Genomic DNA, 25,175 nt, shown 5'->3' on the forward strand with positions numbered 1-25,175 from the left:
TCATGGCTCTTACCTTCACAGTAGAACAACCTGGGCTTCCAGGCATGTGCCTCATCTCGGACGCGGTCGAAAAATTGGCGCGCGACTCTGATCACAGCGAGCGGGGCGCAATCTTCACGCGCCGTGAGGTGGTGGACTTCATGCTGGACTTGGCGGGCTACACGGCGAATCGCCCGCTTCACCGTATGCGACTGCTTGAACCATCGTTTGGTGGTGGAGAATTTTTGCTGGCGGCGGTGTCCCGGCTGCTCACTGCGTCCACGGCTACAGACAGCAGCAAAGACTTGTCGGGCTGTATTCGTGCCGTTGAACTGCACGGCAACACTTACACCGAGACAAAAGTCAAGTTGCTCGACTTGCTTGAGCGGGCAAGTGTTGATACGGCGGAGTCGCGCCGCTTGGTGGATGCGTGGTTGCTGAATGGAGACTTCCTGCTTTCTGAGCTTTCGGGTAAATTCGATTTCGTCGTGGGTAATCCACCCTATGTGCGCCAGGAACTGATTCCGCCCCCCCTGCTGGCCGAATATCGGCGGCGCTACGTGTCTCTTTACGACAGAGCAGATCTCTATGTGCCATTCATCGAGCGATCGCTTGATTTGCTTGCGCACGGCGGGCAGTTCGCCTTTATCTGTGCGGACCGGTGGACCAAGAACAAATACGGCGGACCGCTGCGCGCCATGGTGTCAGAGGCGTTTCATTTGAAGGCGTATGTGGATATGGTGGACACACCAGCCTTCGATTCGGAGGTGATTGCCTATCCGGCCATCACGTTGATTGAGCGGAGTCCACCTGGGCCGACCTTGGTGACCCAGCAACCTAGCTTGGTGGCGGACGAACTTGCCCGGCTTGCCCGCACATTGCGGGCGGGCATTCCTTGCGCAGAACTGTGCGTGGCTGTCGTCGAGCAAGCGAGTATTGGAGCGGAACCATGGGTTTTGAGCTCATCCGGCAAGCGCAGCCTCTTGAGGCGCCTGGAAGGCCTGTTCCCGACCTTGGAAGAGGCAGGCTGCAAGGTCGGCATCGGCGTTGCCACAGGTGCTGACAAGGCCTTCATTGCACCAATGGCCGAGCTCGACGTAGAGCCTTCACGCAAGTTGCCCCTCGCCACGACGAAGGACATCGCAAGCGGTGTCGTGCAATGGCTTGGGGCTGGCGTCATCAATCCGTTTGAAGATGACGGCAAGTTGGCCGACCTTGCAAAGTATCCGAAACTACGGGCGCACCTTGAACGACATCGCGAAGTCATCGCAGGGCGCCATGTCGCGCAGAAGTCGCCAGGGAACTGGTATCGCACTATTGACCGGATAACACCCTCACTCGCTGCGCGCCCTAAGTTACTGATTCCGGACATCAAAGGTTCGGCGCATGTGGTCTATGAAAGTGGTGAACTCTATCCGCACCACAACCTGTATTTCGTTGTGTCCGAGGACTGGAACTTGCGCGCCTTGCAGGGTGTCTTGCTCTCCAGCGTTGCGCGGCAATTCGTAGCCGCTTATTCCACGACGATGCGCGGCGGATTCCTGCGCTTCCAGGCACAGTACCTGCGCCGAATCCGCCTGCCGAATTGGGCATCCGTTCCCGAGGCCATGCGGACTCGCCTAGCTCAAGCTGCCATGTCGCTGGACCTGCCTGAATGCGATAGTGCTGCCTGCGAACTTTACGGACTGACCTCTGAGGAAGCCGCTATGCTTGCCCGCTGATCAGAACATAACAGGGAGAACGAACGACATGGCACTGAACCTTTGCGACTTCGAGAAGAAGTCACAAGCTGCGATCAAGGCTTTCTGGCAGACCCGCGATGATGCGAAGCGCAAGCAGAAGGAGTCCGGCAAGTCCGACCAAGGTGAGCGGGCTGGCGTCACAGGTGGTAAGAACATGGACGGGTTCTCCGATCTGGTGATTGACTTGGTTCAAGCGAACGGATTGCCGAACGCCGAGATTCACCAGAAACGCACCGTACTGACGCTACCCGGCTACTTTCGCCCTACAAAATTGTGGGACCTGCTGGTGATAGACGAAGGGCGGCTTATCGCTGCTTTGGAATTCAAAAGTCATGTCGGACCATCGTTCGGCAACAACTTCAATAACCGTGCAGAGGAAGCCATCGGCACCTCCCATGACCTCTGGACCGCCTACCGGGAAGGCGCATTCGGCCAGCAGGAGCGGCCGTTTGTGGGCTGGCTGATGGTGGTCGAGGATGCACCAAAATCGCAGGCCCCAGTGCTGCGAGAATCCTCGCCGCATTTCCAGATTTTTCCTGAGTTTGCCGGTGCGTCCTATCTGCAGCGATACGACATCCTCTGTCAGCGGCTGGCCAAGGAGCAGCTTTACTCGGCGGCTTCGGTGATTGCCACGCCGCGCACGGCAGTAGTGGATGGGGCGTATTCGGAGCTGTCTTCTATGACAGGCGTGCGATCTTTTGTCGCCTCGCTGGCAGGACACATTGCAGCCGAGGCCGCCCGCCGTCAACGGTAGCGGCCTCTGCCTTCATATCAACCTCTCAAGAGTGCCGCCAGCGCCTGTGCGTCCAGCACCGTCGCTTCCTCCTGCCCTTCCAGAATGCCGTCGGCCAGGCCGCGTTTGTCGCGGTGCAGGTCGATGATGCGCTCCTCGACCGAGCCGGCCGTGACCAGGCGGTAAACGGTCACCGGGCGCTTCTGGCCCATGCGGTGCGCGCGTCCGGTGGCCTGGTCTTCGGCGGCCGGGTTCCACCAGGGGTCGACGATCAAGACATAGTCGGCCATGGTCAGATTGAGGCCAAAACCGCCGGCCTTCAGGCTGATCAAAAAGACCTCGCCCTCGCCGCGCTGAAAGGCGGCCACGCGTTTGGTGCGCTCCGCCGCCGGCGTGCTGCCGTCCAGGTATTGGTACTTGACCCCCATGCTGTCGAGGCGCTCGGCCAGGATTTTCAAAAAGTCGGTGAACTGGCTGAACACCAAGGCCTTGTGCGAGCCGTCGACCAGCTCGCGCACGATGCGCTCGAACTCGCCTAACTTCGAACCCACCAGCCCAAGCTCTGGCGCCACCAGACGCGGGTCGCAGGCGGCGCGGCGCAGTCGCATCAGCTCGGCCAGCACCTGCATAGGCGCGGCTTGACCATTCTTGGCGGCGCTGGCCACCGCGTCCTGGGCCGAGCGGCGCAGCGCTTCCAGAAAGCTCTTCTCTTCGCTGCTGGGCTGCACCAGGTGAACGATTTCGGTGCGGGCCGGCAAGTCTTGCAGCACTTGCGTCTTGGTCCGGCGCAGCAAGAACGGTGAGACCAGGCGGCGCAGGCGCTGGCGGGCCGGCGCGTCCTGGTGCTTCTCGATCGGCGTGGCGAAACGCTCGCTGAACTGCGCCGCGCTGCCCAGCAGGCCGGGGTTGATCAGATTCATGATGGACCACAGATCGGCCAGCCGGTTCTCGACCGGCGTGCCCGACAGCGCCAGCCGGAAATCGGCCTTGAATTCGGCCACCGACTTGGCGCGCTTGGTGGCGGCGTTCTTGAGCGCCTGCGCCTCGTCCATCACCAGCGTGGCCCACTGCTTGCTGGCGAACAAATCGCCATCAATCTGGGCCAGGGCATAACTGACGACCAGCACGTCACCGGGGCCGGCCGCTTCGATCAGGCCAGCGCGGTCCGCGTCTTCACCATAAACCGTGGCGCGCAGGCCCGGCGCGAAGGTGGCCGTTTCCTCCAGCCAATTGCCGCAGACCGAGGTTGGCGCCAGCACCAGGGCCGGACCCAACTCGGCGCGGTCTATCAACAGCGCCAGCGTCTGCACCGTCTTGCCCAGGCCCATATCGTCGGCCAGGCAAGCGCCCAGGCCGGCTTGCGCCAGCCGCGTCATCCAGGCATAACCCTCCATCTGATAGCCACGCAACTCGGCCCGCAGGCCCGGCGGCAATGCGGGCTGCAGCGCAGCCGCGCCGGCCAGTGCGTCCATGCGGCTATGCCAGGACTTGTCGCCGTCCACCGCCATATCGATCAAGGTCTCATCCAACCAACTGGCCACTGCGTGCGGCAGCTGCAACTGGTCTTTCTTGACTTGGCCCAGCGCATCGAGGTCGCGCAGTTGCTGGCGCAGTTGCTCGCTCAGCGCCAGGTACTCACCCTCGCCCAGGCGCACAAAGCGGCTGCGCGAGGCGCGCGCCAGTGTCAGCAGCTCTTGCAGGCCGATCACGCGGCCTTCGTCCAGCTGTGCCTCGCCGTTCAGCCCCAGCCAATCGCGCCCGCTGCTGACCTGCACCGTCAGGCTCTGGCTGGCGACCGGCGTCACGCGCAGCGGCCGGCCCTTGGGCCAATCAAGCGCGGCGATGCCGGGCAGGCCGGGCAAGACCTCGACCGCACGCAGCGCTTCCTCCGCATCGGCCAGCATCCAGGGCGACTCCGGCCCCAGTTCGGGGTCGAGAAAAGGCAGGGCGTCGAGCACCGTCAACCTAGCCGCATGCTCGGCGGCGAGATCACGCTCGGTCGCCAGGCTGACGCCCTCATGCATGCACATCAGGCGCGCGCGGCCCTGGCCCGGCGTGACGGCAGGCCCGAAGCCACCGAAGGGCTGCGCCACCAATTGCAGCTGCAAGCCGTCGCCGAGCGGGAACAGGCGGGCGTGCAAGCGGCTGTCGCCGGCCACCATCTGGCCGGCCTCGGCGTCGCTGTGCAGCTGGAACAGGCCGCTCAGCACTTGCAGCGCCGCGCCTAACTCGGCCGTTGCGCTGACCGGCACCGCCCAGCCTTGTGCCACCAGCTCGGCCACGCGCCGCTGCGCGCTGCTGATGCGAATCAGGCGCGCGCGCTGTGGGCCGTCGCGCAGGATGCGCAGCGAATCGCGCCGCGCGGCTTCAGCCTCATGGTTGCTGCCGAAATATCCGAACAGCCGCGGCGGCTCGACGCCGACCAGCGCCGGGTGAATGCGGAATTCGAACTGTTCTTCACCGGTTTCCTTACCCGACTCATCCTTGCGCGGGCGTTTCAGCACCTCCAGCTCCGGCTGCGCCTCGACCAGCTCCACCCATTGGCCGGGTGCGTCGGCAAACATCAGCGCCGGGTGGCCGATCAGGGCCACCGCTGCTTGCGGGCCGTCGATCTGGTAGCTGTTGGCGCCACCGTAGACGCTGCGCTCGATATGGCGCAGCACCGCGTTGTCGCGTGCATCGGCGGCGCCGCTCTTCTTTAGCTTGGTCAAGGTGATGGGCTTGAGCTTGATCACGCCGCGCGCGCTAACGCTACGCTCCAGCGGCTCCACATCCTGCACCCGGCCCTGCGCATCCAGCGTCAGCTGCCAGGCCAGCTCGGTGGTGCTGCCGGCAGGCTTGGCGATGGCTTTTTCGTCGCCCAGCGAGGCGATGGCGGCGAGCGCGTCGCGCCAGGCCTCACGCGGCGCACTCAGAAAACTGACGGGCGCTTTTTGACCCTGCAAATTCAAGGTTATGGGGCCAATTTCAAGCCGCTCGGCGGCCGCCGCCAGCCAACTGGCCAACCACAGCTGGCCGCTGCTCTGCAGGCGCTGCACCAGAGCTTGCACGGCGGGCGCCTGCCAGCCCGGCGCCGCCTTGCCGGCCCAGGCGGCGAGCAGCAAGCGCTCGGCGGCAGGCCCCAAGCTGTGCTCGCGCGACTCCAGCGCCGGCACATAGGCCAGGCAGTTCTCGTCCAGGCTGTCTTCGCCCAGCCGGGTGCCGATCACATGGGCCCAGCGACCCCAGCCTTCATAGGGCGAGGGGCTGCGCGAACCTGATTCGCCGATGCAAAACTTGCGCGCGGCCGTCCAGGCCTTGGGCTCATCTTGCGCCAGCAAGCACATCACATAGATGCGCGCCATATCGGCGCTGAGTGCGTCGCGGCGGGCGCCGGTCGCCTTGCGGATCTCCTTGATGGCGGCCTCGAACGCGGCCACCGCAGGCACCCATTCGCCGCGCGCAGCCTGCTCGGCGCCATCAAAAGCGCTCATCATCGGCCCGCTGATGCCTTGCAGCAGCTCACCCATCGCCGCAAAGTCCAGCGCCTGCACGCGCGCCTCGGCCAGTTGCACGCGCAAAGGCGGTGCCACCGACATCGGCTCGGCCTTGAAGCGGCCCGCCAACCAGTGCGACATCAAACGCGCGCGCGGGTCGCTGGGGTGGAGCAAGGCCATGGCCTGGCTCATCAACGCACCGCGCAAGTCGGCGTCCATGGCGTCCAAGGCCATCGGCATCCAGGGCTGGGTCAGCGCGTCCAGCAAGAGCATGGGGTCGCCATGCAACTCCATCAGCGGGCCCTTGAGGCTTTTCTCAAAGTCGGCCCGGCTGACGCCGGAAAAAATATACAGGCGCAACATCGCCAGCATCTCGGCGCGCGAGCGAAAGCTGATCCAGCCGATTTCGCGCCGCACATCGCCATAGCCGCCGCCCAAGACCCAGGCCAGTCGGCGCCAGTAGCTCGGCAATTGAGGTGATTCCTCGCGCAGCAGCAGGAGCTGCATGCGGTCGCTGTGTTCACGCGGGTCCAGCACAAAGCCATGTCCCGGTACCTGCTCGACCAAGCCACGGCGCAGCAGAGACTGCAGGCATTGCGTCGCTTGGCTCAGTTCAAACGGCAGGCCCCGCGCTCTGTCTACGGCGCCGCTGGCCTGCAGCCATTGCTGCACACCCTGTGCACCGCGCGTGCCGCCGCTGAGCAGCAGCGCGTCAAACACCTGTTGCTCATCGTCGGCATGCAAGGGCGGTGACGCTGGCTTGTTGGCTTTGGCGCCGCCAGAGGGGGCAGACTTGCTGTTCATGATTTCGGCTTTGATATGACGCGCTTTGGCCAGCAACTCCTCCTTGTTTTGTGACACCAGTCCGGCGATGGAGGCCGGGCTTGCATCAAAACTCGGGGGAGGAATCTTCTTGGCCATATTGCATTGGAGAGCGAAGCGCGCAGTATGCCTACCCGCGCGGCCCCAAGCGCTTGTCGGGCAAGCGGGGTCTGCTCTGTGATGCAAGTCACGCGTCCCGCTACCCAGCCCGCTCGGGGCTCAAATGCGCACACAAAGCCGGTAATGCTCACTTGCTTTAGCCGCTGGGCACCGTACATTGCAGTCAAGCGCCGGATCTGTTCTCTCAAGGCTCCACCTGCAGCGGCGCAAAAATCTAATTTCGATCCACCCCATGAAAATACGCGTCCTTGGTTGCTCCGGTGCAATTGCGTCCGGTTACAAGACCACCGCCTTTTTGCTGGACGACTGCATCTTGATCGACGCCGGTACCGGTGTCGGTGATTTGCCGCTTGAAGCAATGGCGCGAATTGACCATATCTTGGTCAGTCACTCGCACTTGGACCATGTGTTGGCGATCCCGCTGATGGCCGATGCGGTGCTGCGCATGCGCGAGGTCGCCGGGCGGCCACCGATCCAGATCCACGCGCTGCCAGAGACCTTGGACGCCTTGCGCCGGCATATCTTCAATGGCGTCATCTGGCCCGACTTCACCCGCCTGCCCAGCGCGGCGCATCCGGTGCTGAGCCTGCACCCCTTCGAGCTGGGCCAGCGCTTGATGCTGCGGGGGGCTGATGAGAAAACACGCGAGATTGAGGTCATCACCGCCGCGCACACGGTGCCTGCGGTTGGCTTTGCGGTCAGTGGCGCCCAGGGTAACTGGGTTTTCACAGGGGATACCGGCCCCAACCCGCTGCTTTGGCAGCGTTTGGCCGATATGCCGCTGGCGCATCTGGTGATAGAAACCGCGTTTGGCGATGACGAGCAGCGCCTCGCCCAGGTCAGCCGCCATTTATGCCCTTCGGCGCTGAGTTTGGAGCTGGCCCAATTGGGCGGCAGCGTCGAGGTGCATATCACCCATATCAAGCCGGGCGAAGACGAAGCCGTGATGGGGGCCGTCTCCGCACTGGCCACGCCGCACCGTATCAGCGCGCTGAAGGCGGGGGATGAGATGGTGTTTTAGGGCCTCCAGTGGCCAGCCCTGTGTTGGCTTGTGCGGCAGTTGAGCTAAAAGCGCCTACTCGGGCGCTTTTTGTTTTTTCCAAGGCGACTGGCTGACAGCTTCTGGCTGAGCAAGTTGGGCTGACAAAAAACGTCACATTGGCATCCCGCCGACAGAATTGCGCCCACTGAAGTGACCATTTTTGTCAGTTCCCGGGCGCGCCCACCGGGTCAAGCGTGAGAAAGCACACGGAAACTCCGGTAAAAATACCTGGCATGACCCCTGCATTCAGGGGGGTAGCCTCTACCCCTTTTCAACACCCCCTCTGCAGGAGTCCCATCATGAACATGAAGCGCGTACAACAAGGTTTCACCCTGATCGAACTGATGATCGTCGTGGCGATTATTGGTATTTTGGCTGCGGTGGCGATTCCGCAATATCGCGATTACACGTCGAAGTCCAAAGCTGCGTCCGGTTTGTCTAGCCTGAATGCATACAAGCAAGCGGTGTCCATCTGTGCTCAAGAGACAAGTACGCTCACCGGATGCAATTTGGGCACGAATGGCATCCCTGCCACGATGGCAACCCCATTGATCAGCTCGGTCGCGATCACCGACGGAGTGATTACCGCAGCCGTGCCAGCCAATGCGATGGGCAATACTGCAGCGGGTTCAATCATCCTGACACCAACGTCTGGCGCCGCATCGATTACTTGGGCCATCACATCATCAGGCATGCCATCAGCTGTTTCCACTGCTTTAGCTAAGAACAACTGATACATCTTTTTATGCAGGTATTCGCCCGGTAACCTGAAGCGAGGCAAGGAACTCCAACACCTCCACCGAGCCAAACCAAGCCCCAAAAAGCGCCCTCACCGGCGCTTTTTTTATGTGCGCCCAGCTTGGGCGCACTCTTGGAGGTGCAAGTCCTCCCATCAGTTGTCCACGACGAACGAAGTGCAAGCGCAACTGCATGAGGGCGACCGAGTGCGGGGAGTAATCGTGGAGCGATAAGCCAGCAGAGGTCGTAGTAGCTGGTGCATGCCGATTCCAAGGCGAATGCCTGCCAGTTTCTGGCTGAGTAAGCTGGAGCTGACAGAAAACGTCACATTGGCACCCCCTCCGACCGAATTGCGCCCATTGAAGTGCCCATTTTTGTCAGTTGCCGGGCGCGCCCACCGGGTCAAGCGTGAGAAAGCACACGGAAACTCGGGTAAAAATACCTGGCATGACCCCTGCGTTCAGGGGGGTGCCTCTACCCCTTTTAACACCGCATCTCCAGGAGTCTCATCATGAACATGAAGCGCGTACAACAAGGTTTCACCCTGATCGAACTGATGATCGTCGTGGCGATTATTGGTATTTTGGCTGCGGTGGCGATTCCGCAATATCGCGATTACACGTCGAAGTCCAAAGCTGCGTCCGGTTTGTCTAGCCTGAATGCATACAAGCAATCGGTGTCCATCTGTGCTCAAGAGACAGGTACGCTCACCGGATGCAATTTGGGTACGAATGGTATCCCTGCCACGATGGCAACCCCATTGATCAGTTCGGTCGCGATCACCGACGGAGTGATTACCGCAGCCGTGCCAGCCAATGCGATGGGCAATACTGCAGCGGGTTCAATCATCCTGACACCAACGTCTGGCGCCGCATCGATTACTTGGGCCATTACCTCAACAGGCATGCCATCAGCTGTTTCCACCGCGTTAGCTAAGAACAACTGATACGTCTATTCATGCAGGTATTCGCCCGGTAACTTGAAACGAGGCAAGGAACTCCAACACCTCCACCGGGCCAAACCGAGCCCCAAAAAGCGCCCTTACCGGCGCTTTTTTATTGGGCAAGGCAAAACTAAAGCGATGGTCTAAGCATCACTTAAGCCGCCCGACTCCGCCACGCTCCTGATCCCCGCCACAAACCTCGGCCACAGCTGCTCCGGCAAGTCATGGCCCATGCCTTCGATGATGTCCAGCCGGGCGCCAGCAATCCGCCGCACCAGATCATGCGCGGCGGCAACCGGTATTAGCGGGTCTTTGTTACCGTGTTGAACCAGGGTCGGCGTCTTGATGCGGCCGAGTTGGCCGGCGCGGTGGGTGTCGGCGGCGATGGCCGCGAGTTGGCGCAAGACGCCGCGTGGGCGGTTGCTGCGCCGCAGCGAGGCCGAGATGCGCTGGCGCAGTTCGGCCTCGGGTGCCGGGTAGGCGGGGCTGCCGATCAGACGGAACAGCCTGTAAGTGCGCTCGGCCACGGCCGCAAAGTCATGCGGGTCGCTGGGCCGGCTGAGCAAGGCGCCACGCACGCGCATCGATGGGCCGGGTAGCCTGTGGCTGCCGCTGCTGGTCATCATCAAAGTCAGGCTCTTGACCCGTTCGGGGGCGAGTAGCGCCAACTGCTGGGCGATCATGCCGCCCATCGAAGCGCCGCAAACATGGGCTCGGCGCAGACCCAAAGCATCCAGCACCCCCAAGGCGTCGCGCGCCATATCGGCCAGGCTGTAGGGGCTGCGCACCGGCAGACGCAAGAGATGCTGAACCGAGGCGATGGCGATATTGGGCACGCCCAGCTGATCGAGGTGCTGGCTCAGGCCGGCGTCACGGTTGTCAAAACGGATGACCCGGAAGCCGGCCGCCAGCAGTTGCTGCACCAGGCCTTGCGGCCAAGCCACCAACTGCATCCCCAAGCCCATGATCATCAACAAGGGTTCGGCGTCGGCCGGCCCCTGATCGTCGACTTCAAACCTCAAGCCATTGGCGGAAATTTGCATATTGAATGAAGAAATCGGCTCAGATTGGCATGCGGTAAAACCAGCGCTTGGCGCCCTGTGGCTCAAACGCCGCCCAATGTTGTGGGTCTTGCGTGAGCCGGTCCGCCAGCGCAAACAGCGCCAAGGGGTTCAGCCCCAGGCCCAGATGGCTGGCATGCACCTCGATGTTCTCGCTGTGGCCCACCGACGGGTCGGGCTCGATGACGCTGCAGCGCCAGGAAACGATGCCGTCGCTGCGCGAGTAGATCGAGGTCGTGGGCACCCGCGGCGTCTTGCGGATCTGGGCCAGCATCTGCGGGTCACCAACGTGCCGCCCATTCATCAGCTCGAAAAAACGCCAGGCATTGGTCGCACGGGGGTGGCCGGTGAAGGGCGTGCCCAGCGTCACGACGCAGCGGGTATGGTCGGGCAGCTCCTTGGCCAACTCGCGCGCATAGATACCGCCCAAGCTCCAGCCGACCAGGCTCACCGGCCGCGCATGGCGCTTGAACAGGGCCTGGACGTCGGCGCTGCATTGTTCCAACACGCCGTGGCGCGGGCCGAAGTTGAAGCCTTGGTGCCAAGGGTGAGTCTCGTAACCCAGGCTGTCGAGAAAGCGCCGCAGCGGCTGGGTCGTCACATCATTGGCGCCCAGGCCGGGGAAGACGATCACCGGGTGCCCATCGCCACGCGGCAGCTTGCGCAGCCAGGGCGTGGCCGCCAGCAGCGCCGCATATTCCCAGGGCGCGCGGCCCTCCAGCATCATCAAAAAAGCATTGGGCGCGGGGAAATCAGGCAGCAATGGGGTCGCTTCGTCGGGCGTGTTCGCCGAGGAGGCGGCAGATTTCTTCGGTGCGGGGCGAGAAGTGGATCGCATGCAGGCGTTGCAGAAAACTAAAAGGTGTCTCGCTGCATATTAGCGCTTGGGAGCGGCGCGCTTGCGCGCCGGCTTGGGCTTGGCGGCCTCCTGGGCCGAGGGCAGGGCCAAAAACTCCATGAACGCCGTCTCGATATAGGCCGCCAAGGCGGCAGTCTCGGGCAGTGCTTGGCCGCAGGCCATGATGCCGATGTCCAGCGAAGCATCAAAGGTCTGCACGGTGATGTTCAGCGCCATGCCGTGCACGATGATGGAGGCGGGGTAGTTGGTCAGCACGCGAGCGCCGGCCAGGTAGAGCGGCACGGTCGGCCCCGGCACATTGGAGATCACCAGATTGGCCACCACCGGCAGCTTGTCCGCTGCTCGCAAGCGCCCATAGAGCAGCGCGCCGGCCTGCATCAGCCAGGGCACGCCGATCGAGGGGTAGTCGCTGGGCATCAAGTCCTTGACCTGATCCAGCTCGCTTTTCATCGCAGCGGATGCCGCCAAGACATGGGCGAGGCGCTTGGCCGGATCGGCCAGATGGGTTCCCAGGCTGACCAAGCTCATCGTCGCCTGTGTGTTGGCGGTGGCGTCGCCCTTGGCCCGCATCGATACCGGCACCGCCGCCACCAGCGATTTGGGCGGCAGTGGCCCGAGCTTGGCGAACAAGCGCCGCAGCGCCCCGCCGCAGATGAAGAGCAGCGCGTCGTTGAGGCTGGCGCCATGCAGGCGCCTTGTTCGGTTCAGCGCCAGCAGTGGCAGGCTGACGGTCGAAAAGCTGCGCTCGGCCGACAAACTGGTGTTGAGCCTTGTGCGCGGCGCCAGGCCGACATTGCGGACTCGCTCGGCCTTGGCTTGCGCGCTGGGCGGCTCCGGGCTGAGCCAATCGTGCAAGCTGCTGCCGGCGGCATCCAGCGCCGTGCGCGCAGCCATCATGCTGAGCGTGCCTGCGGCACCGGGCAGGGCCTTGGCCAGGCTGAGGGTTTGTTGCCACTGGTGTGCAATCGCGCCGCGCAACATGCCGGCCGCACCCAGCTGCACCCGCCGCGTCCTCACCGCCGGTAGCTTGCGGCCATGTGGGTGCGCGCTCAGATCCAGAATCACCTCGGCCAGCGCCACGGCCGCCTTACCGTCCACCGCCGCATGATGCAGCTGCGAATACAGGCCCACATATTGCTGCCCCTCGGGCCCCGGCTCCAGGCCCAGAAAGATATGGAACTTCCACAGCGGCAGGCTGCGATCCAGCAGCTGCGGATGTAGCAAGCTCACTTGTTGCTCCAGCGCCGCCACGCCGCTGCCGGGCGGCATCTCATAGCCGACGATATGCACATCCAGGTCCGGCTCGGCGTCCACCCAAGTCGGGTTGGCCAAGTTCAGCGGCATGCTTTCTAAGCGCCGGCGCAAGGCCGGCGCCAGCGGCAAACGGCTGGCCATATGCTCGCGCAGGTCTTGCAGATAGTCGCCGTCGTAATCGGCCGGCAGTTCCAGCACATGCAAGGCGCCGACATGCATAGGCATCTCGGCGGTTTCCAGGTGCAAGAAGGCGGCATCAAGGCCGGCGAGTTGTTTCATTGAAGGTGGTCCTTGCTTGCTGAAGACGGATGGGCTGCTTCATCGCTGCCGACTGAAAGCATACTCGCGTCCTTGCCTTGGAGAGCCGCGAAAATGTTGCTGATGCGCACCGCCCTTGTGTCCCTGCTTTGCCTCTTGCCTGTGCAGGTGTGGTCCGAGCCAAGCCAAGTGCTGTTGGTCCGCCATGCCGAGCGAGCCCTGGAGCCAGCCGGCGACCCCGCCCTCAGTCCGGCCGGCCAGCAGCGTGCGCAAGCCTTGGCCGCAGCGCTGACCCAGGCCGGTGTGACGGCCATCATCACGACCGAGTTCAGGCGCAGCGCTGAAACAGCCGCGGCACTGGCAGCACAGCTGGGCATCAGGCCGCAGGTGATTCCCGCGCGTGGGCCTGACGCGGCCGCCCATGTCGGCGCTGTCGCCGCGGCGATCCGCGCTCAAAACGGCGCGGTCCTGGTGGTAGGCCACAGCAACACCTTGCCGGCGATCGCCGCCGCCTTGGGTGCACCCCTTCTGCCGGACCTTTGCGAAAGCAGCTTCAGTCATTTTTGGGTATTGACGCCAAACGCTCAACTCGGTGCTGCGCCTGCATTGCTGCGCCTGCGTTACGGGGCGGCCGATGAAATGCCCAGCGCCGGCGCGGCGACGGGCTGCCAATAGGTCTTAGCCGCGCTGCCAATCTTCTCGCAGCAGGCCCAACACTTCGCTGTCCACATATTCGCCGCGCAGAAAAATAACACCGCGCAGGCGGCCCTCAAGGCGTAGCCCCGCCTTCTCGGCGATGCGGCGTGAGGCCGTATTGCCCGGCGCGACGCCGCAACAAACCTGATTGATGCTGAAGTTATCGAACAGATAGTTGACCAGCGCCTTGGCGGCCGCGCTGCCGTAGCCTTGCCCGCGCAAGGCGGGGTCGTGAATAGCCCAACCCAGTTCGCGCGCCGTGGCGTAGCGGTGCGCGAGGAAATGCGATACATCACCGATCACCTTGCCGTCTTCGGCGCAGACCAGCAGTTTTTCCGAGTCATCGCTAGAAAAGCCGTCCTCGGCAAAGCGCTTGTGAATGGACCGGGGGCTGCTCATCCGTGTCGACTCGAACTCACCGCGTTGCTCCATGGCTGCAGCTCGCTGGCAGAGCAGCGGCAGGTCGGCTTCGGTGACGTGACGCAGGCTGATCTTCGGCGGCGATGCGGTGCTTTTCATGATGTCAGCCTCACTTGGGCGTTATGAATCGACGATATCCACAAAACGCCAGCGATCGCGCGTGAACGGGTGGCGCAAGAAGCCTCGCACGGCTGCGCTGCACATATCGACGCGCACCGGGTAGTTGTGCGGGTGGTAGGGCAGATAGGCCAGCATCAAGCGTGTTGCCTGGTGCATCAGGGCCAAACGCTCGGGGCCATCGGGAAGCAGGCGCTGACGCTCGTACAAGCGGTCGAAGGCGGGCAGCTGGAAGCGCGCATCGTTGGACTGCCCGGCGTTCGGCCCGTAGCCCATGCCGAGCAAGAAGTCGCCGTCGGGCGAGCCCAGGTCCCAGGTATAGCCCCAGATCATCAACTGCCCGGCCAGGGCTTTCTTGATCAGTTCGCCGAAGGTGGCGGTCTCGAATTCCATGCGCAGGCCGACGGCGTCCATGCGCTTTTTCCACAGCTCGTGCAGTTGGCGCTCGCGCGTCGTCTCACGTCCGGCACGACGCAAGGTCAAGGGGCTGCCGTCCGGGTGCAGGCGGTAGCCTTCGGCGTCGCGCTTGTCATAGCCGTAAAGGTCCAGCAGTGCCTGGGCACGCACCGGTTCGGTCATGCCGGCCTCGCTGCGCAAGTCTGGCTCATGGCCATAGATCAGCGGCGGCAACATGGACTGCGCGGGCAAGGCTTGACCCTGCAAGACCAGTCGCGTCTCCTCGGCGTTGTCATAGGCCAGCACGATGGCGCGACGCAGCGCCACCTTTTCTGGCGTATAGCCGCCGACCTGCGGGTCCTCCAGATTGAAGTAGCTGAAGGCAATGTCGGCGCCATGCGAGGCATAAGCCTGCACGCCCTGCTTTTTCAGATTCGGTGCCAGCCGGCCGTTCGGCATGGCCAAGCGCGCTACGGCTACGGGCATCTCCACCAAGTCCAGGTCGCCGCCGGCAAAGGCCAGCCATCGCGGCTGGCTTTCGGTGATGATGCTGATATGCACCTCATCCAGCAGTGGTAATTTCTTGCCGGCGAGGTAACGCCCCACTTGCTCGGCTTGTGCCTGACCGGCCGGCGCGCCGACGCTCTCGAACATCTGCTCGCGGAAATTCGGGTTGCGCTCCAGCACGATCAGCGAGCTGCGCCGCCAGCTCTTCAGCCGGAAGGGCCCAGTGCCTACCGGGTGGGCACCGATGTCATCGCCGTAAGCCTCAACCACTTCGCGGGCCACGGCGGATGCGAAGTTAGCGCTGGCAAAGAGGTGCACAAAGCGCGGGTCCGGCTCGGCCAGCCGGACCTCGAAGCGGTAGCGGTCGAGCGCGCGCAAGCCCGCCACCGGCTGGTCGTAGTTGAAGGCCTTCTTGCTCTTCAGTGCCTCATTGCGCAGCTCCGACAGACCCAAGACCTTGGCCGTCTCGAACTGATACAGATGCTCGGTCTTGATGCGCGGGTCGTAAAAGCGCTTGATGCTGAAGACATAGTCCTCGGCCACCAACTCCCGCCTTTTGCCCTTGAAAGCTGGGTCATCGCTGAAAAAGATGCCGGGCCGGATCGTGAAGATGAAATGCTTGTGGTCGGCCGATACCTCGGGCAGGCCGGCCGCCGTCAGCGGCTTCAAGACCACCGGGCGGGCCAGGTAGTCATAGGTCAGTGGCGGCTCGAAGATATTGGAGGCCATCGTCACCGAGGTCTGGTCCGACACCTGCGGCAGGTCGAACCCGACCTCGGCCGAGTTGAATTCGGTGCGCAGGATTTTCTTGCGAACCCTATCCGCCGCCAAGACCGGCGAATGCAGCCAGCAAGCGCCCGCCAGCGCAGCACTCTGGGTCAGAAAACTGCGACGCCGAGCGGCTCTCACCGAGGCGTCCTCAGGCTCTCATCAACGTCGACGAAATGCCAGAACTCATAGCGAAACAGCGGCCGACGGTAGCCGATCAACCAGGGTTGGGCCATGTCATTGACGATGCGGTGCACATTGGTCTTCTCCGGCACGATGGCCGCCTGGATGCGCTTGGCTTGCAGGAACAGTGCTTCGCGCTCGGGGCCATCGGGCAAGACCTGCAATTGATCGTAGATGGCATCGAATTCGGCCGACCGGAAGCGCGCGTAATTGCGCGCGCCGATGGCCGGGCTGTAAAAGCGCAGCATCTGGTCGATGCCATCGGGCGAGGTCGCGGTGTCGGCTAGCGTCCACAGCATCAGCTTGCCGGCGCGTGCCTGCTTCAATTGCTCCGGCCATTTGCCGTGGAAGAAGTTGCTGCGGATCTGCACATTGTTGAAGTTGCGCTTCCATAACTCGTCATATTGACGGGATAGCGCATCCGGCTGGGTCGCCACCTCGATCACCAAGGGTGAGCCGTCCGGCATATCGCGCCAGCCGTCGCCGTCTTTGTCGACATAGCCATACAGATCAAGCAGGGCCAGCGCGCGCGGCACATCGAAATCGCTGTTCGTGCTCTTGTAGCTCGTATCGAAGCCCGAGGTGTGCGGCACTATCATCGACTGCGCCGGTACCGCCTGGCCTCGCCGCACGCCGTTGATCTCGCGCTGGATATCGATGGCCAGCGATATCGCTCGGCGCAGCGCAACCTTGTCGGCGCTGTAGCCGCCCAAGGTCTTGTCTTCCAGATTGAAGAAGGTGAAGGCGCTCTCGGCCCCCATCACGCGAAAGAGTTGAATGCCTTTCTTGGCCAAATTGGGCGCGACCTTGCCCTTGGGCAGCGCCACATTGACAAACTCGGGTGGTACGCGGTCGAGAAAATCATGCTCGCCGCCGACAAAGCTGAGCCAGCGCGGCTGCGACTCTTCGATGATGGCGATCTCGACCCGGTCAATCATCGGGATGCGCCGGCCCTTGAAGCGGGCCAGCAAGGCCTGGCCTTCGGCATCGTCTGCGGCCGGTTCGGCCTCGTAATAACGCTCACGATAAGCGGGGTTCTTCTCCAGCACGATGCGTGAGCTGCGTCGCCAGTCTTTCAGCACAAAAGGGCCGGTGCCGACCGGGTGGGCCGTGATGTCGGCGCCGTAAGCTTCCACCACCTCGCGCGCCACCACGCCGCTTCGGCCGCTTTGCGCCAGGCCGAAGACAAAGCGCGGCCGGCTGTGCTTGAGCTTGAACTGCAGGGTGTAGCGGTCGAGTGCGCGCAGGCCTTCGATCTCGCGCTCGTAGTCAAAGGGCTTCTTTGACTTCAGTGCTTGCTCGCGCAGCTCGCCCAGGCCCAGCAGGCCCATTTCTTCGATGGCGTTCCAGGTCGGGCTCTTGGTTGCCGGGTCGGCAAAGCGCTTGAAGGTGTAGACATAGTCGGCCGCCACCAACTCGCGTGGCTTGCCCTTGAAGGCCGGATCGTCGGTAAAGAAGATGCCGGGTTTGAGCTTGACCGTCCAGGTCTTGAAGTCGACCGACACCTCGGGCAGGGCAGCAGCCGTCAGCGGCCTGAGCTTGGCCGGCTCGGCCAGATAGTCATAGGCGTACAGCGCCTCGAAGATATGCGAGGTGATGGTCTGCGAATAGGTGTCGCTGGTCTGCGCCGGGTCGAAGCCGGTCTCGGCGATCTGGAAGGCGTACTTGAGCACTTTGGGCGGTGCGGTACTTTCGCTCGCCTGCAGCGGCAAGCAAATCATCAGCAGTGCGGCTTGGGCGAATAAACGAGCTATCTTCACTGCGGCTTTCTCTTGCTTTCATCGACGTCTACATACTGCCACCAGTCCTGCCAGAACAGCGCGCGGCGGTAGCCGATCAGCCAGGGCTGGGCGAGGTCGGTGATGATGCGATGCACATGGGCTTTGCTGGGCATATAGGAGACGGCCAGGCGCTTGGCCTGCAGGAGCAAGGCCTCGCGCTCGGGTCCATCGGCCATGCCTTGCATCTGTTCGTAGAGTCGGTCGAACTCGGCGCTCTTGAAACGCGATAAGTTCTGCCCATCGATGGCTGGGCCGTAGAGACGCTGGAAGGGCCCCAAGCCGTCGGGATCGGAGGCGCTCGAGCCGAGGAACCAGATCATGTATTTGCCGCCGCGCGCGCTCTTCATGTTCTCTGGCCATTTGGCGGTCTTGAACTCGATCTTCAGACCAATGGCCCGCATATTCTTCAGCAGCAACTCGTCCATTTGACGGCTGGCATTGGTGGGCTCGGTATTGCGCACCAGCACCAATTTCTGACCATCGGGCTGCTCGCGCCAGCCATCGCCGTCGCGGTCAATATAGCCATAGAGATCGAGCAAGGCCTTGGCACGCACAGGGTCGTAGTCACCCATTTCGGACTTGAATTCGGCGCTGTAGCCGGTCGTGTGCGGCACCACCTGGCTTTGTGCCGGGATCGCCTGGCCTCGCCGCACCATGCTGATCTCGCGCGGCACATCCATGCCCAAACTGATGGCTCGGCGCAGGGCGATCTTCTCGGGCGCCATGCCGCCAATAATCGGGTCCTCCATATTAAAGACGGTCAGCGAAGCGTCCGGCCCGACGGTGCGAAAGGCCTGCACGCCGCGCATGGCCAGATGTGGTGCCAACTTGCCGCCTGGCATGGCCTGGCTGATGAAGTCGGGCGGCACGCGCTCCAGAAAATCATGCTCGGCGTTCAGAAAAGCCAGCCAGCGCGGCTGCACCTCTTCGATGATGTCGACCTCGACGCGGTCCAGCATCGGCAAGCGCCGGCCTTTGAAATGCGCCAGCAAGGCCTGACCCTCTTTATCGTCCGCGCCCGGCTCGGCGTCGTAAAAGCGTTCTCGGTAGTCGGGGTTGCGCAGCAGTTCGATCTTGGAGCTGCGCCGCCATTGGCCAAGCTTGAACGGGCCGGTGCCGACCGGATGTTCGCTCAGCTTGTCGCCATAGGCCTCGACCACCTCGCGCGCGACCGCACCGACGATGTCGCTGCCGGTCATGATCATCTCGACCAAGCGCGGCCGGGCTTGCTCGACCCTGAACTGGATCGTGTAGCGGTCAAGTGCGCGCAAGCCTTCGATTTCATGGGCGTAATCAAACGGCTTTTTGCCCTTCACCGCCATATCGCGTTGCGCCGCCAGACCCAAGAGGCCGGCCTCCTCGAAGGTGCTCCAACCGGGGCTCTTGTTGGCCGGGTCGGCAAAACGCTTGTAGCTGTAGACGAAATCATGCGCGGTCAATTCGCGCTGCTTGCCTTTGAAGGCGGGGTCGGCGGCGAAGTAGATGCCGGGCTTGATGCGCACCGTGAAGGTCTTGAAGTCGCTGGCCACCTCCGGCATCGCCGCGGCAACTAGCGGTGCCAGCTTGACCGGCCGGGCCAAGTGGTCATAGCGGTACAGCGACTCAAAAATCGCCGCCGTGATGGTGCGGGAATAGAGGTCATCGATCTGCGCCGGATCGAAACCGGTCTCGGCGATTGGGAAGGCATAACGCAGGACTTTGGCGGGCTCGGCCGCCGAAACCAGCAGCGCCTGCAGACCAATCAACAAAGCGATTGCGAGCTGAGCGGCTTTCATTGCGAGGCCCGCTTGCTCTCATCAATGTCCACATACTGCCACCAGTCCTGCCAGAACAGCGGGCGGCGGTAGCCCTGTACCGAGGCCTGCGCCATATCGGTCAAGATGCGGTGGGTGTGCTGCTTGTAAGGCATATAGGCGGTGGAGATGCGCTTGGCTTTGAGCAGCAGTGCCTCGCGCTCAGGGCCGTCGGCCATGGCGGCCATTTGATCGTAGAGCTTGTCGAACTCGGCCAGCTTGAAGCGCGCCAAGTTTTGCCCGCCGGTGGCCGGGCCATACAGGCGCTGCAAGGCGCTCTGTGCATCGGGCTGCGAGGCTGCGGACGCCACGCCCCAGATCATGAATTTGCCGCCGCGTGCGCTCTTCAGGTTCTCGGGCCATTTGGCCGTCTTGAACTGGGTTTTGATGCCGATGGCGCTGAGGTTCTTCTGCCACAGCTCGTCGAGCTGGCGCGAGGCATTGTCGGGCTGGGTATTGCGGATCAGCAGCAAGGGGCTGCCGTCAGGCAAGTCACGCCAGCCGTCGCCATCCGCGTCCACATAGCCGTACAGATCGAGCAAGGCCTTGGCGCGGGCCGGGTCATAGTCGCCGGTTTCGGATTTGTAGTCGGCCGAGTAGCCGGTGGTGTGCGGCACGATCGGGGACTGCGCTTGCACCGCCTGGCCGCGACGGACCAAGTTGATCTCGCGCGGTACATCAATCGCCAGGCTGATGGCGCGGCGCAGCGCAATCTTGGCCGGCTCCATGCCGCCGACAATTGGGTCATCCATATTGAAGGTCGTCAGGCCCACGTCCGGCCCCACGATGCGAAAGCCCTGCACACCCTTCTTGGCCAGATTCGGCGCGACCTTGCCATTGGGCATGGCCTGACTGATGAACTCGGCCGGCACGCGCTCCAGAAAGTCTTTTTCGCCATTCAAGAAGGACAGCCAGCGCGGCTGCACCTCTTCGATGATGGCGATCTCGACCCGGTCCAGCATCGGAATGCGCCGACCCTTGAATTTTTCTTGCATCGCCAAGCCTTCGGCATCGCCCGGCGAGGCCTCGGCGTCATAGAAGCGCTCGCGGTAGTCGGGGTTTTTCTCCAGCACGATGCGTGAGCTGCGCCGCCACTCGCCCAACTTGAACGGCCCGGTGCCGACCGGGTGCTCGCCGACCTTGTCGCCGTAATGCTCGACCACCTCGCGGGCCAAGGCGCCGTAGAGGTCACTGCCGGTCAGAATGGTTTCGATCAAGCGTGGGCGCGGCTTGACCGTCTTGAATTGCAGGGTGTAGCGGTCCAGCGCCCGCAGGCCTTCGATCTCTTTGTCATAGTCAAAGGGTTTTTTACCGTCGAGCGCCTGCTTGCGCAAAGCGGTCAGCCCGACCAGATCGGCTTCTTCCAGCGAACTCCAGCCCGGGCTCTTCAGCGCCGGGTCCGCAAAGCGCTTGAAGCTGTAGACAAAGTCCTGCGCGGTCAGCTCGCGCTTTTTGCCCTTGAAGGCGGCGTCGTCGGCGAAGTAGATGCCGGGCTGGATCTTGATGGTGAAGCTGCGGAAGTCTTCCGACATCTCCGGCAGGGCCGCAGCCACCAAGGGCTTGATCTGTACCGGCCGCGCCAGATGGTCGTAGCGGTACAGAGCCTCGAAGATGCCGGCGGTGACGGTGCGCGAATAGATATCGCTGAGCTGAGAAGGGTCAAAGCCGGTCTCGGCGATCGGGAAGGCATAACGTAAAGCCTTGGCGGGCGGCGGCGTTACATCGGGCTCGGCCCGCACGGGCACTGCGAGCGCCGTCAGGCTTGCGCTCAATAAAAAAGTTAGTAGCTTCACGGTGTATTTCATTTGACTAAGCGCAGACGCTCATCGACGTCCACATATTCCCAAAAATTCAACCAAAACTGTGGCCGCCGATAGCCGAGCAGCTGCGCGTGCGCCAGGTCGGTGATGATGCGGTGGCCGCGTGGGCGGTAGGGCGCATAAGCCGCGCCCAGGCGCTTCAACTCGGTGAACAGGGCCAAACGTTCCGGCCCGTCTGGCAAGGCGTTGGTTTGGTTGTACAGATCATCGAGCGACTTCAAATTGATGCGCGCGTAATTTTGCCCGCCAATGCGCTCGCTGAAGAAAAAGCCCAGCGCATCTTGCCCGTCCGGCGCAGCGGCCGAACTGGCCAGCGACCAGATCTGGAACTTGCCGGCGCGCATGGCCTTGAGGTTCTCCGGCCATTTGGCGGTCTTGAACTGCACCTTGATGCCGATGGCGGCCTGTGACTTTTGCCAGATCTGGTCAATCTGGCGTTGGAACTGCTCGGGCGTGGTCAGGCTTTCCAGCACCAGCGGGCTGCCGTCGGGCTGCTCGCGAAAGCCGTCGCCGTCGCGGTCAATAAAGCCATACAGGTCCAGCAGCGCCTTGGCCTTGGCCGGGTCGTACTCGCCGCTCTCGCTCTTGAAACTGGCGTCATAGCCTGTCGTGTGCGGCAGCATGATGGACTGTGCGCTGATCGCCTGGCCGCGCCGCACGATGCGGATTTCGCGCTCCGAGTCGGTGCCCAGCGAGATGGCCCGGCGCAGCGCCACGCGCTCTGGGCTATAGCCGCCGACGACCGGGTCCTCCAGATTGAAGACGGTGAACAACACATCCGACGTCACGACGCGAAAACTCTGTATGCCTTTCTTGACCAAATTCGGGGCCAGCTTGCCACCCGGCATCGCCTGGTTGATGAAGTCCTCGGGCGTGCGGTCCAGCAGATCGAACTGCCCGTCCAAAAAGGACAGCCAGCGCGGCTGATTTTCTTCAATGATGGCGACCTCCACCCGGTCGATCATTGGGATGCGTCGGCCCTTGAAGCGCGCCAGCAAAGCCTGACCCTCGGCGTCGTCGGCGTTCGGTTCGGCATCGTAGTAACGCTCCCGGTAGCCGGGGTTTTTGTCCAGATTGATTTGCGAGCTGCGCCGCCAAGAGGCCAGCTGGAAGGGCCCGGTGCCGACCGGATGCTCGCTGCTGTGCTCCGGGTAGGCTTCGATCACCTCGCGCGCCACCGCGCCAAGCAGGCTCCCGTCGGCCAAGTTCTGGTCAAAGCGCGGCCGGGATTTGCCCAGCTTGATTTGAAGGGTGTAGCGATCCAGCGCGCGCAAGCCTTCGATAGGTTTGTCGTAGTCAAAGGGCTGCTTGCTCTTTTGTACTTGTGCGCGGTATTCGTTCAAGCCCAAGAGATGGTTTTCTTCCAGGCCGTCCCAGGTCGGACTGTTGGTATACGGGTCGGCAAAACGCTTGAAGGAATAGACATAGTCGGCGGCGGTCAGCTCGCGTTTTTTGCCCTTGAAGGCCGGGTCGTCCGCAAAGTAGATGCCGGGCTGGATGCGAATCGTCCAGGTCTTGAAGTCGGCGCTGACCTCGGGCAGGGCGGCCGCCGTCAAGGGCTTGAGCTTGGCTGGCCGGGCCAGATGGTCATAGGTGTAGAGGCCTTCGAAGATATGCGAGGTGACGATGCGCGAATAGATGTCGGTGACCTTGGCCGGGTCAAAGCCGGTCTCGGAGACGCGAAAGGCATAGCGCAAGACCTTGGGGCTGGTGTCACTGACTTCGGAAGCGGCAAGACGCGCGCTGCCAAGCAGGCATAGCAATAGCAGCAAGGCGCGGCAACGAAGGGAAAGATCTACGTTCATAAGGAGCAGCAAGACGGTTGGTTTATTTGGCCGCAGCCAAGGCATCGGCGTCGATGTCAATGTATTTCCAGAAGTCGCGCACAAAGGCGTTGCGCTCATAGCCGAGCACCCAGGGCTGCATGATGTCGGTGTAGACGCGGTGCACATGCAGCTTGATCGGCATATAGGCCACCATCAACTTCTGCGCCTCGGTCATCAGGGCTAAGCGCTCGGGGCCGTTGGGGAGCTTTTTCTGGGCTTCATACAAGGCGTTATAGGCCGGCAGATCGAAGCGGGCCTTGTTGGACTGGCCCTTGTTGGGCCCGTAGCCCAGCGCCAGAAAGGTGTCGCCATCGGGTGAGGCCGCGGTCCAACCGACGTACCACATCATCAGCTTGCCGGCGGTCGAGGCCTTCAGGTTCTCCGGCCATTTGGCGTGGCGGAACTTGATGCGTACCTGGATCGCATCCATCGCTTTTTGCCACAGCTCGGCCAGCGCACGCTTCTCGCCGTCTTGCTCGGTCGCATATTCGATTGTCAAATCGCTGCCGTCCGGCTTATCGCGCCAGCCGTCGCCATCGGCGTCCACATAGCCGTAGAGATCCAGCAGGGCCTTGGCGCGGGCGAGGTCATGTTCGCTCATGCTGGTTTTGAGGGTGGGCACAAAACCGAACACGCCGGGGCTGATCGGCCCTTGGGCGGCGATCGCCTGGCCACGGCGGGGCAGGCGGATCTCCTTGTCAACATCGATGGCCAGCGCAATCGCTCGGCGTAGCGCGATCTTCGCGGGCGTGTAGCCGCCGACCGTGGGGTCTTCCATATTAAAGTAGGATTTCGCCACATCGGCGCGCGCATAACGCACCATCTGCAGGCCCATCTTGGCGAGATTGGGGGCGAGTTTGTTGTTCGGGAAGGCAATCGGCGCGTATTCATTCGGCACCTCTTCGACCATATCCGCCTCGCGCTGTAAGAAGGACAGCCAGCGCGGCTGGTTTTCTTCAATGATGGCGATTTCGACCCGGTCGATCATCGGCAGTTTGCGGCCCTGCAGCAGCGCGGCCTGGGCCACCAGGCGCGGCTTGTCGGCGGGCGGCTGTTCGTCATAGCGTAGATCGCGGAAGTTGGGGTTCTTCTCCAGCACCATGCGTGAGCTGCGCCGCCATTCGGTCAAGGCCCAGGCGCCGGTGCCGACCGGGTGGGCCATGATTTTGTCGCCGTAGCGTTCGACCACTTCATGCGCGACCGCGCCCATGGTCGAAGGGTCGGCAAAGTGGTTGACGAAACGAGGGTCGCCGGCTTCGGTGCGGACCTGGAAGGTGTAGCGGTCGATCAGCGTCAGGCCGGCGACCGGGCGGGCGTAATCAAACGGGGTCTTGCGCTTGAGCGCTTCTTGGCGCAACTCGTTCAGGCCCGGGATGCGGGCGATTTCGAACAAATAGAGATTGGGGCTCTTCCAGCGTGGGTCGAAATGGCGCTTGAGCGAATAGACATAGTCGGCGGCGGTCAGTTCGCGCTTTTTGCCCTCAAACGCCGGGTCGTCGTTGAAATAGATGCCGGGTTTGATGCGAAAGGTCAGGGTCTTGAAGTCGGCCGAGATCTCAGGCAGCGCCTCCGCCGTGGCGGCCCGAAGCCGTACAGGGCGGGCCAGGTACTCGTATTGCAGAGGCGCATCAAAAATGCCGCCGGCAATGATGCGGGAGTAGAGGTCGGAGATTTGCGCCGGGTCAAAGCCGGTTTCGGCGATGCGAAAGGCGTAGCGAAGCACTTTGGGCTGTACTTTGGGCTCGCCAGCGCTGGCCTCGGCCAAGGCAAGGCCTGGCATCAGCATGGAAGCTGTGTACAGCATGATTGCCGCCCAGGGTCGCGCCACGATGACTCCTTGC

17 protein-coding genes are annotated in these 25,175 nt (G+C 62.8%); 6 read left to right on the plus strand and 11 right to left on the minus strand.

Annotated elements, in window-relative coordinates; translation table 11 throughout:
- Positions 1-2 precede the first annotated feature (2 nt).
- Together PRZ03_RS00580 and PRZ03_RS00585 are read left to right on the plus strand one after the other, a co-directional pair.
- Positions 3-1,700 carry an Eco57I restriction-modification methylase domain-containing protein gene (locus tag PRZ03_RS00580; RefSeq protein WP_273598536.1) on the plus strand — a complete coding sequence of 566 codons (1,698 nt, stop codon included), beginning with the start codon at positions 3-5 and terminating at the stop codon, positions 1,698-1,700.
- 28 nt (positions 1,701-1,728) lie between these two features.
- Positions 1,729-2,475 (plus strand): PaeR7I family type II restriction endonuclease, encoded by a 747-nt coding sequence (locus PRZ03_RS00585; RefSeq protein ID WP_273598537.1) that lies wholly within the window; start codon positions 1,729-1,731, stop codon positions 2,473-2,475.
- A 17-nt stretch (positions 2,476-2,492) separates the two neighbouring features.
- On the opposite strand, the gene PRZ03_RS00590 is transcribed toward PRZ03_RS00585, so the two are convergent.
- Complete coding sequence (locus tag PRZ03_RS00590; protein WP_273598538.1) at positions 2,493-6,851, minus strand: DEAD/DEAH box helicase; 4,359 nt, start codon at positions 6,849-6,851, stop codon at positions 2,493-2,495.
- Between the two features lie 253 nt (positions 6,852-7,104).
- Between PRZ03_RS00590 and PRZ03_RS00595 the strand changes: the two genes are divergently transcribed.
- The 3 genes from PRZ03_RS00595 to PRZ03_RS00605 all read left to right on the plus strand — a co-directional run bounded on the left by PRZ03_RS00595 (position 7,105) and on the right by PRZ03_RS00605 (position 9,598).
- Positions 7,105-7,893, plus strand: a complete 789-nt coding sequence (locus PRZ03_RS00595) for an MBL fold metallo-hydrolase (protein ID WP_263532920.1) — start codon at positions 7,105-7,107, stop codon at positions 7,891-7,893.
- Positions 7,894-8,213: 320 nt separating this feature from the next.
- A complete protein-coding gene (locus PRZ03_RS00600) occupies positions 8,214-8,648 on the plus strand; it encodes a pilin (RefSeq protein ID WP_273598539.1) in 435 nt (144 codons plus the stop codon).
- A 515-nt stretch (positions 8,649-9,163) separates the two neighbouring features.
- A complete protein-coding gene (locus PRZ03_RS00605) occupies positions 9,164-9,598 on the plus strand; it encodes a pilin (protein WP_273598540.1) in 435 nt (144 codons plus the stop codon).
- Positions 9,599-9,738: 140 nt separating this feature from the next.
- Here PRZ03_RS00605 and PRZ03_RS00610 read toward each other — a convergent pair whose 3' ends face one another.
- The 3 genes from PRZ03_RS00610 to PRZ03_RS00620 are packed head-to-tail and all read right to left on the minus strand — an operon-like array spanning position 9,739 to position 13,048.
- On the minus strand, positions 9,739-10,638 hold the full coding sequence (locus PRZ03_RS00610; protein ID WP_273598541.1) for an alpha/beta hydrolase: 900 nt from the start codon (positions 10,636-10,638) through the stop codon (positions 9,739-9,741).
- A gap of 19 nt (positions 10,639-10,657) precedes the next feature.
- On the minus strand, positions 10,658-11,494 hold the full coding sequence (locus tag PRZ03_RS00615; protein ID WP_273598542.1) for an esterase/lipase family protein: 837 nt from the start codon (positions 11,492-11,494) through the stop codon (positions 10,658-10,660).
- A gap of 39 nt (positions 11,495-11,533) precedes the next feature.
- Complete coding sequence (locus tag PRZ03_RS00620) at positions 11,534-13,048, minus strand: wax ester/triacylglycerol synthase family O-acyltransferase (protein ID WP_263532923.1); 1,515 nt, start codon at positions 13,046-13,048, stop codon at positions 11,534-11,536.
- A 93-nt stretch (positions 13,049-13,141) separates the two neighbouring features.
- On the opposite strand from PRZ03_RS00620, the gene PRZ03_RS00625 reads away from it, so the two are divergent.
- The gene (locus PRZ03_RS00625; protein WP_273598543.1) at positions 13,142-13,702 is read left to right on the plus strand and encodes a histidine phosphatase family protein; all 561 of its coding nucleotides are present in this window, start codon (positions 13,142-13,144) and stop codon (positions 13,700-13,702) included.
- Between the two features lie 3 nt (positions 13,703-13,705).
- Here the strand turns inward: PRZ03_RS00625 and PRZ03_RS00630 are convergent, their stop codons facing one another.
- The 7 genes from PRZ03_RS00630 to PRZ03_RS00660 are packed head-to-tail and all read right to left on the minus strand — an operon-like array spanning position 13,706 to position 25,138.
- Positions 13,706-14,242 (minus strand): GNAT family N-acetyltransferase, encoded by a 537-nt coding sequence (locus tag PRZ03_RS00630; protein WP_273598544.1) that lies wholly within the window; start codon positions 14,240-14,242, stop codon positions 13,706-13,708.
- Positions 14,243-14,263: 21 nt separating this feature from the next.
- Positions 14,264-16,072 (minus strand): ABC transporter substrate-binding protein, encoded by a 1,809-nt coding sequence (locus tag PRZ03_RS00635; protein ID WP_273598545.1) that lies wholly within the window; start codon positions 16,070-16,072, stop codon positions 14,264-14,266.
- Positions 16,069-17,874 (minus strand): ABC transporter substrate-binding protein, encoded by a 1,806-nt coding sequence (locus PRZ03_RS00640; protein ID WP_273598546.1) that lies wholly within the window; start codon positions 17,872-17,874, stop codon positions 16,069-16,071. Before PRZ03_RS00640 ends, PRZ03_RS00635 begins: the two co-directional genes overlap by 4 nt.
- Entirely contained in the window at positions 17,871-19,670 is a 1,800-nt protein-coding gene (locus PRZ03_RS00645; protein ID WP_273598547.1) for an ABC transporter substrate-binding protein, read from the minus strand. The genes PRZ03_RS00640 and PRZ03_RS00645 overlap by 4 nt, the downstream gene beginning before the upstream one ends.
- On the minus strand, positions 19,667-21,493 hold the full coding sequence (locus PRZ03_RS00650; RefSeq protein WP_273598548.1) for an ABC transporter substrate-binding protein: 1,827 nt from the start codon (positions 21,491-21,493) through the stop codon (positions 19,667-19,669). The genes PRZ03_RS00645 and PRZ03_RS00650 overlap by 4 nt, the downstream gene beginning before the upstream one ends.
- Entirely contained in the window at positions 21,490-23,313 is a 1,824-nt protein-coding gene (locus PRZ03_RS00655) for an ABC transporter substrate-binding protein (protein ID WP_273598549.1), read from the minus strand. The genes PRZ03_RS00650 and PRZ03_RS00655 overlap by 4 nt, the downstream gene beginning before the upstream one ends.
- A gap of 22 nt (positions 23,314-23,335) precedes the next feature.
- Positions 23,336-25,138, minus strand: coding sequence for an ABC transporter substrate-binding protein (locus tag PRZ03_RS00660; protein WP_273598550.1), 1,803 nt, complete (start codon positions 25,136-25,138; stop codon positions 23,336-23,338).
- Between the last annotated feature and the right edge of the window lie 37 nt (positions 25,139-25,175).

Origin of the sequence: Roseateles albus, from assembly GCF_028595345.1 — a bacterium.
Classification (GTDB): Bacteria; Pseudomonadota; Gammaproteobacteria; order Burkholderiales; family Burkholderiaceae_C; genus Paucibacter_A; species Paucibacter_A albus.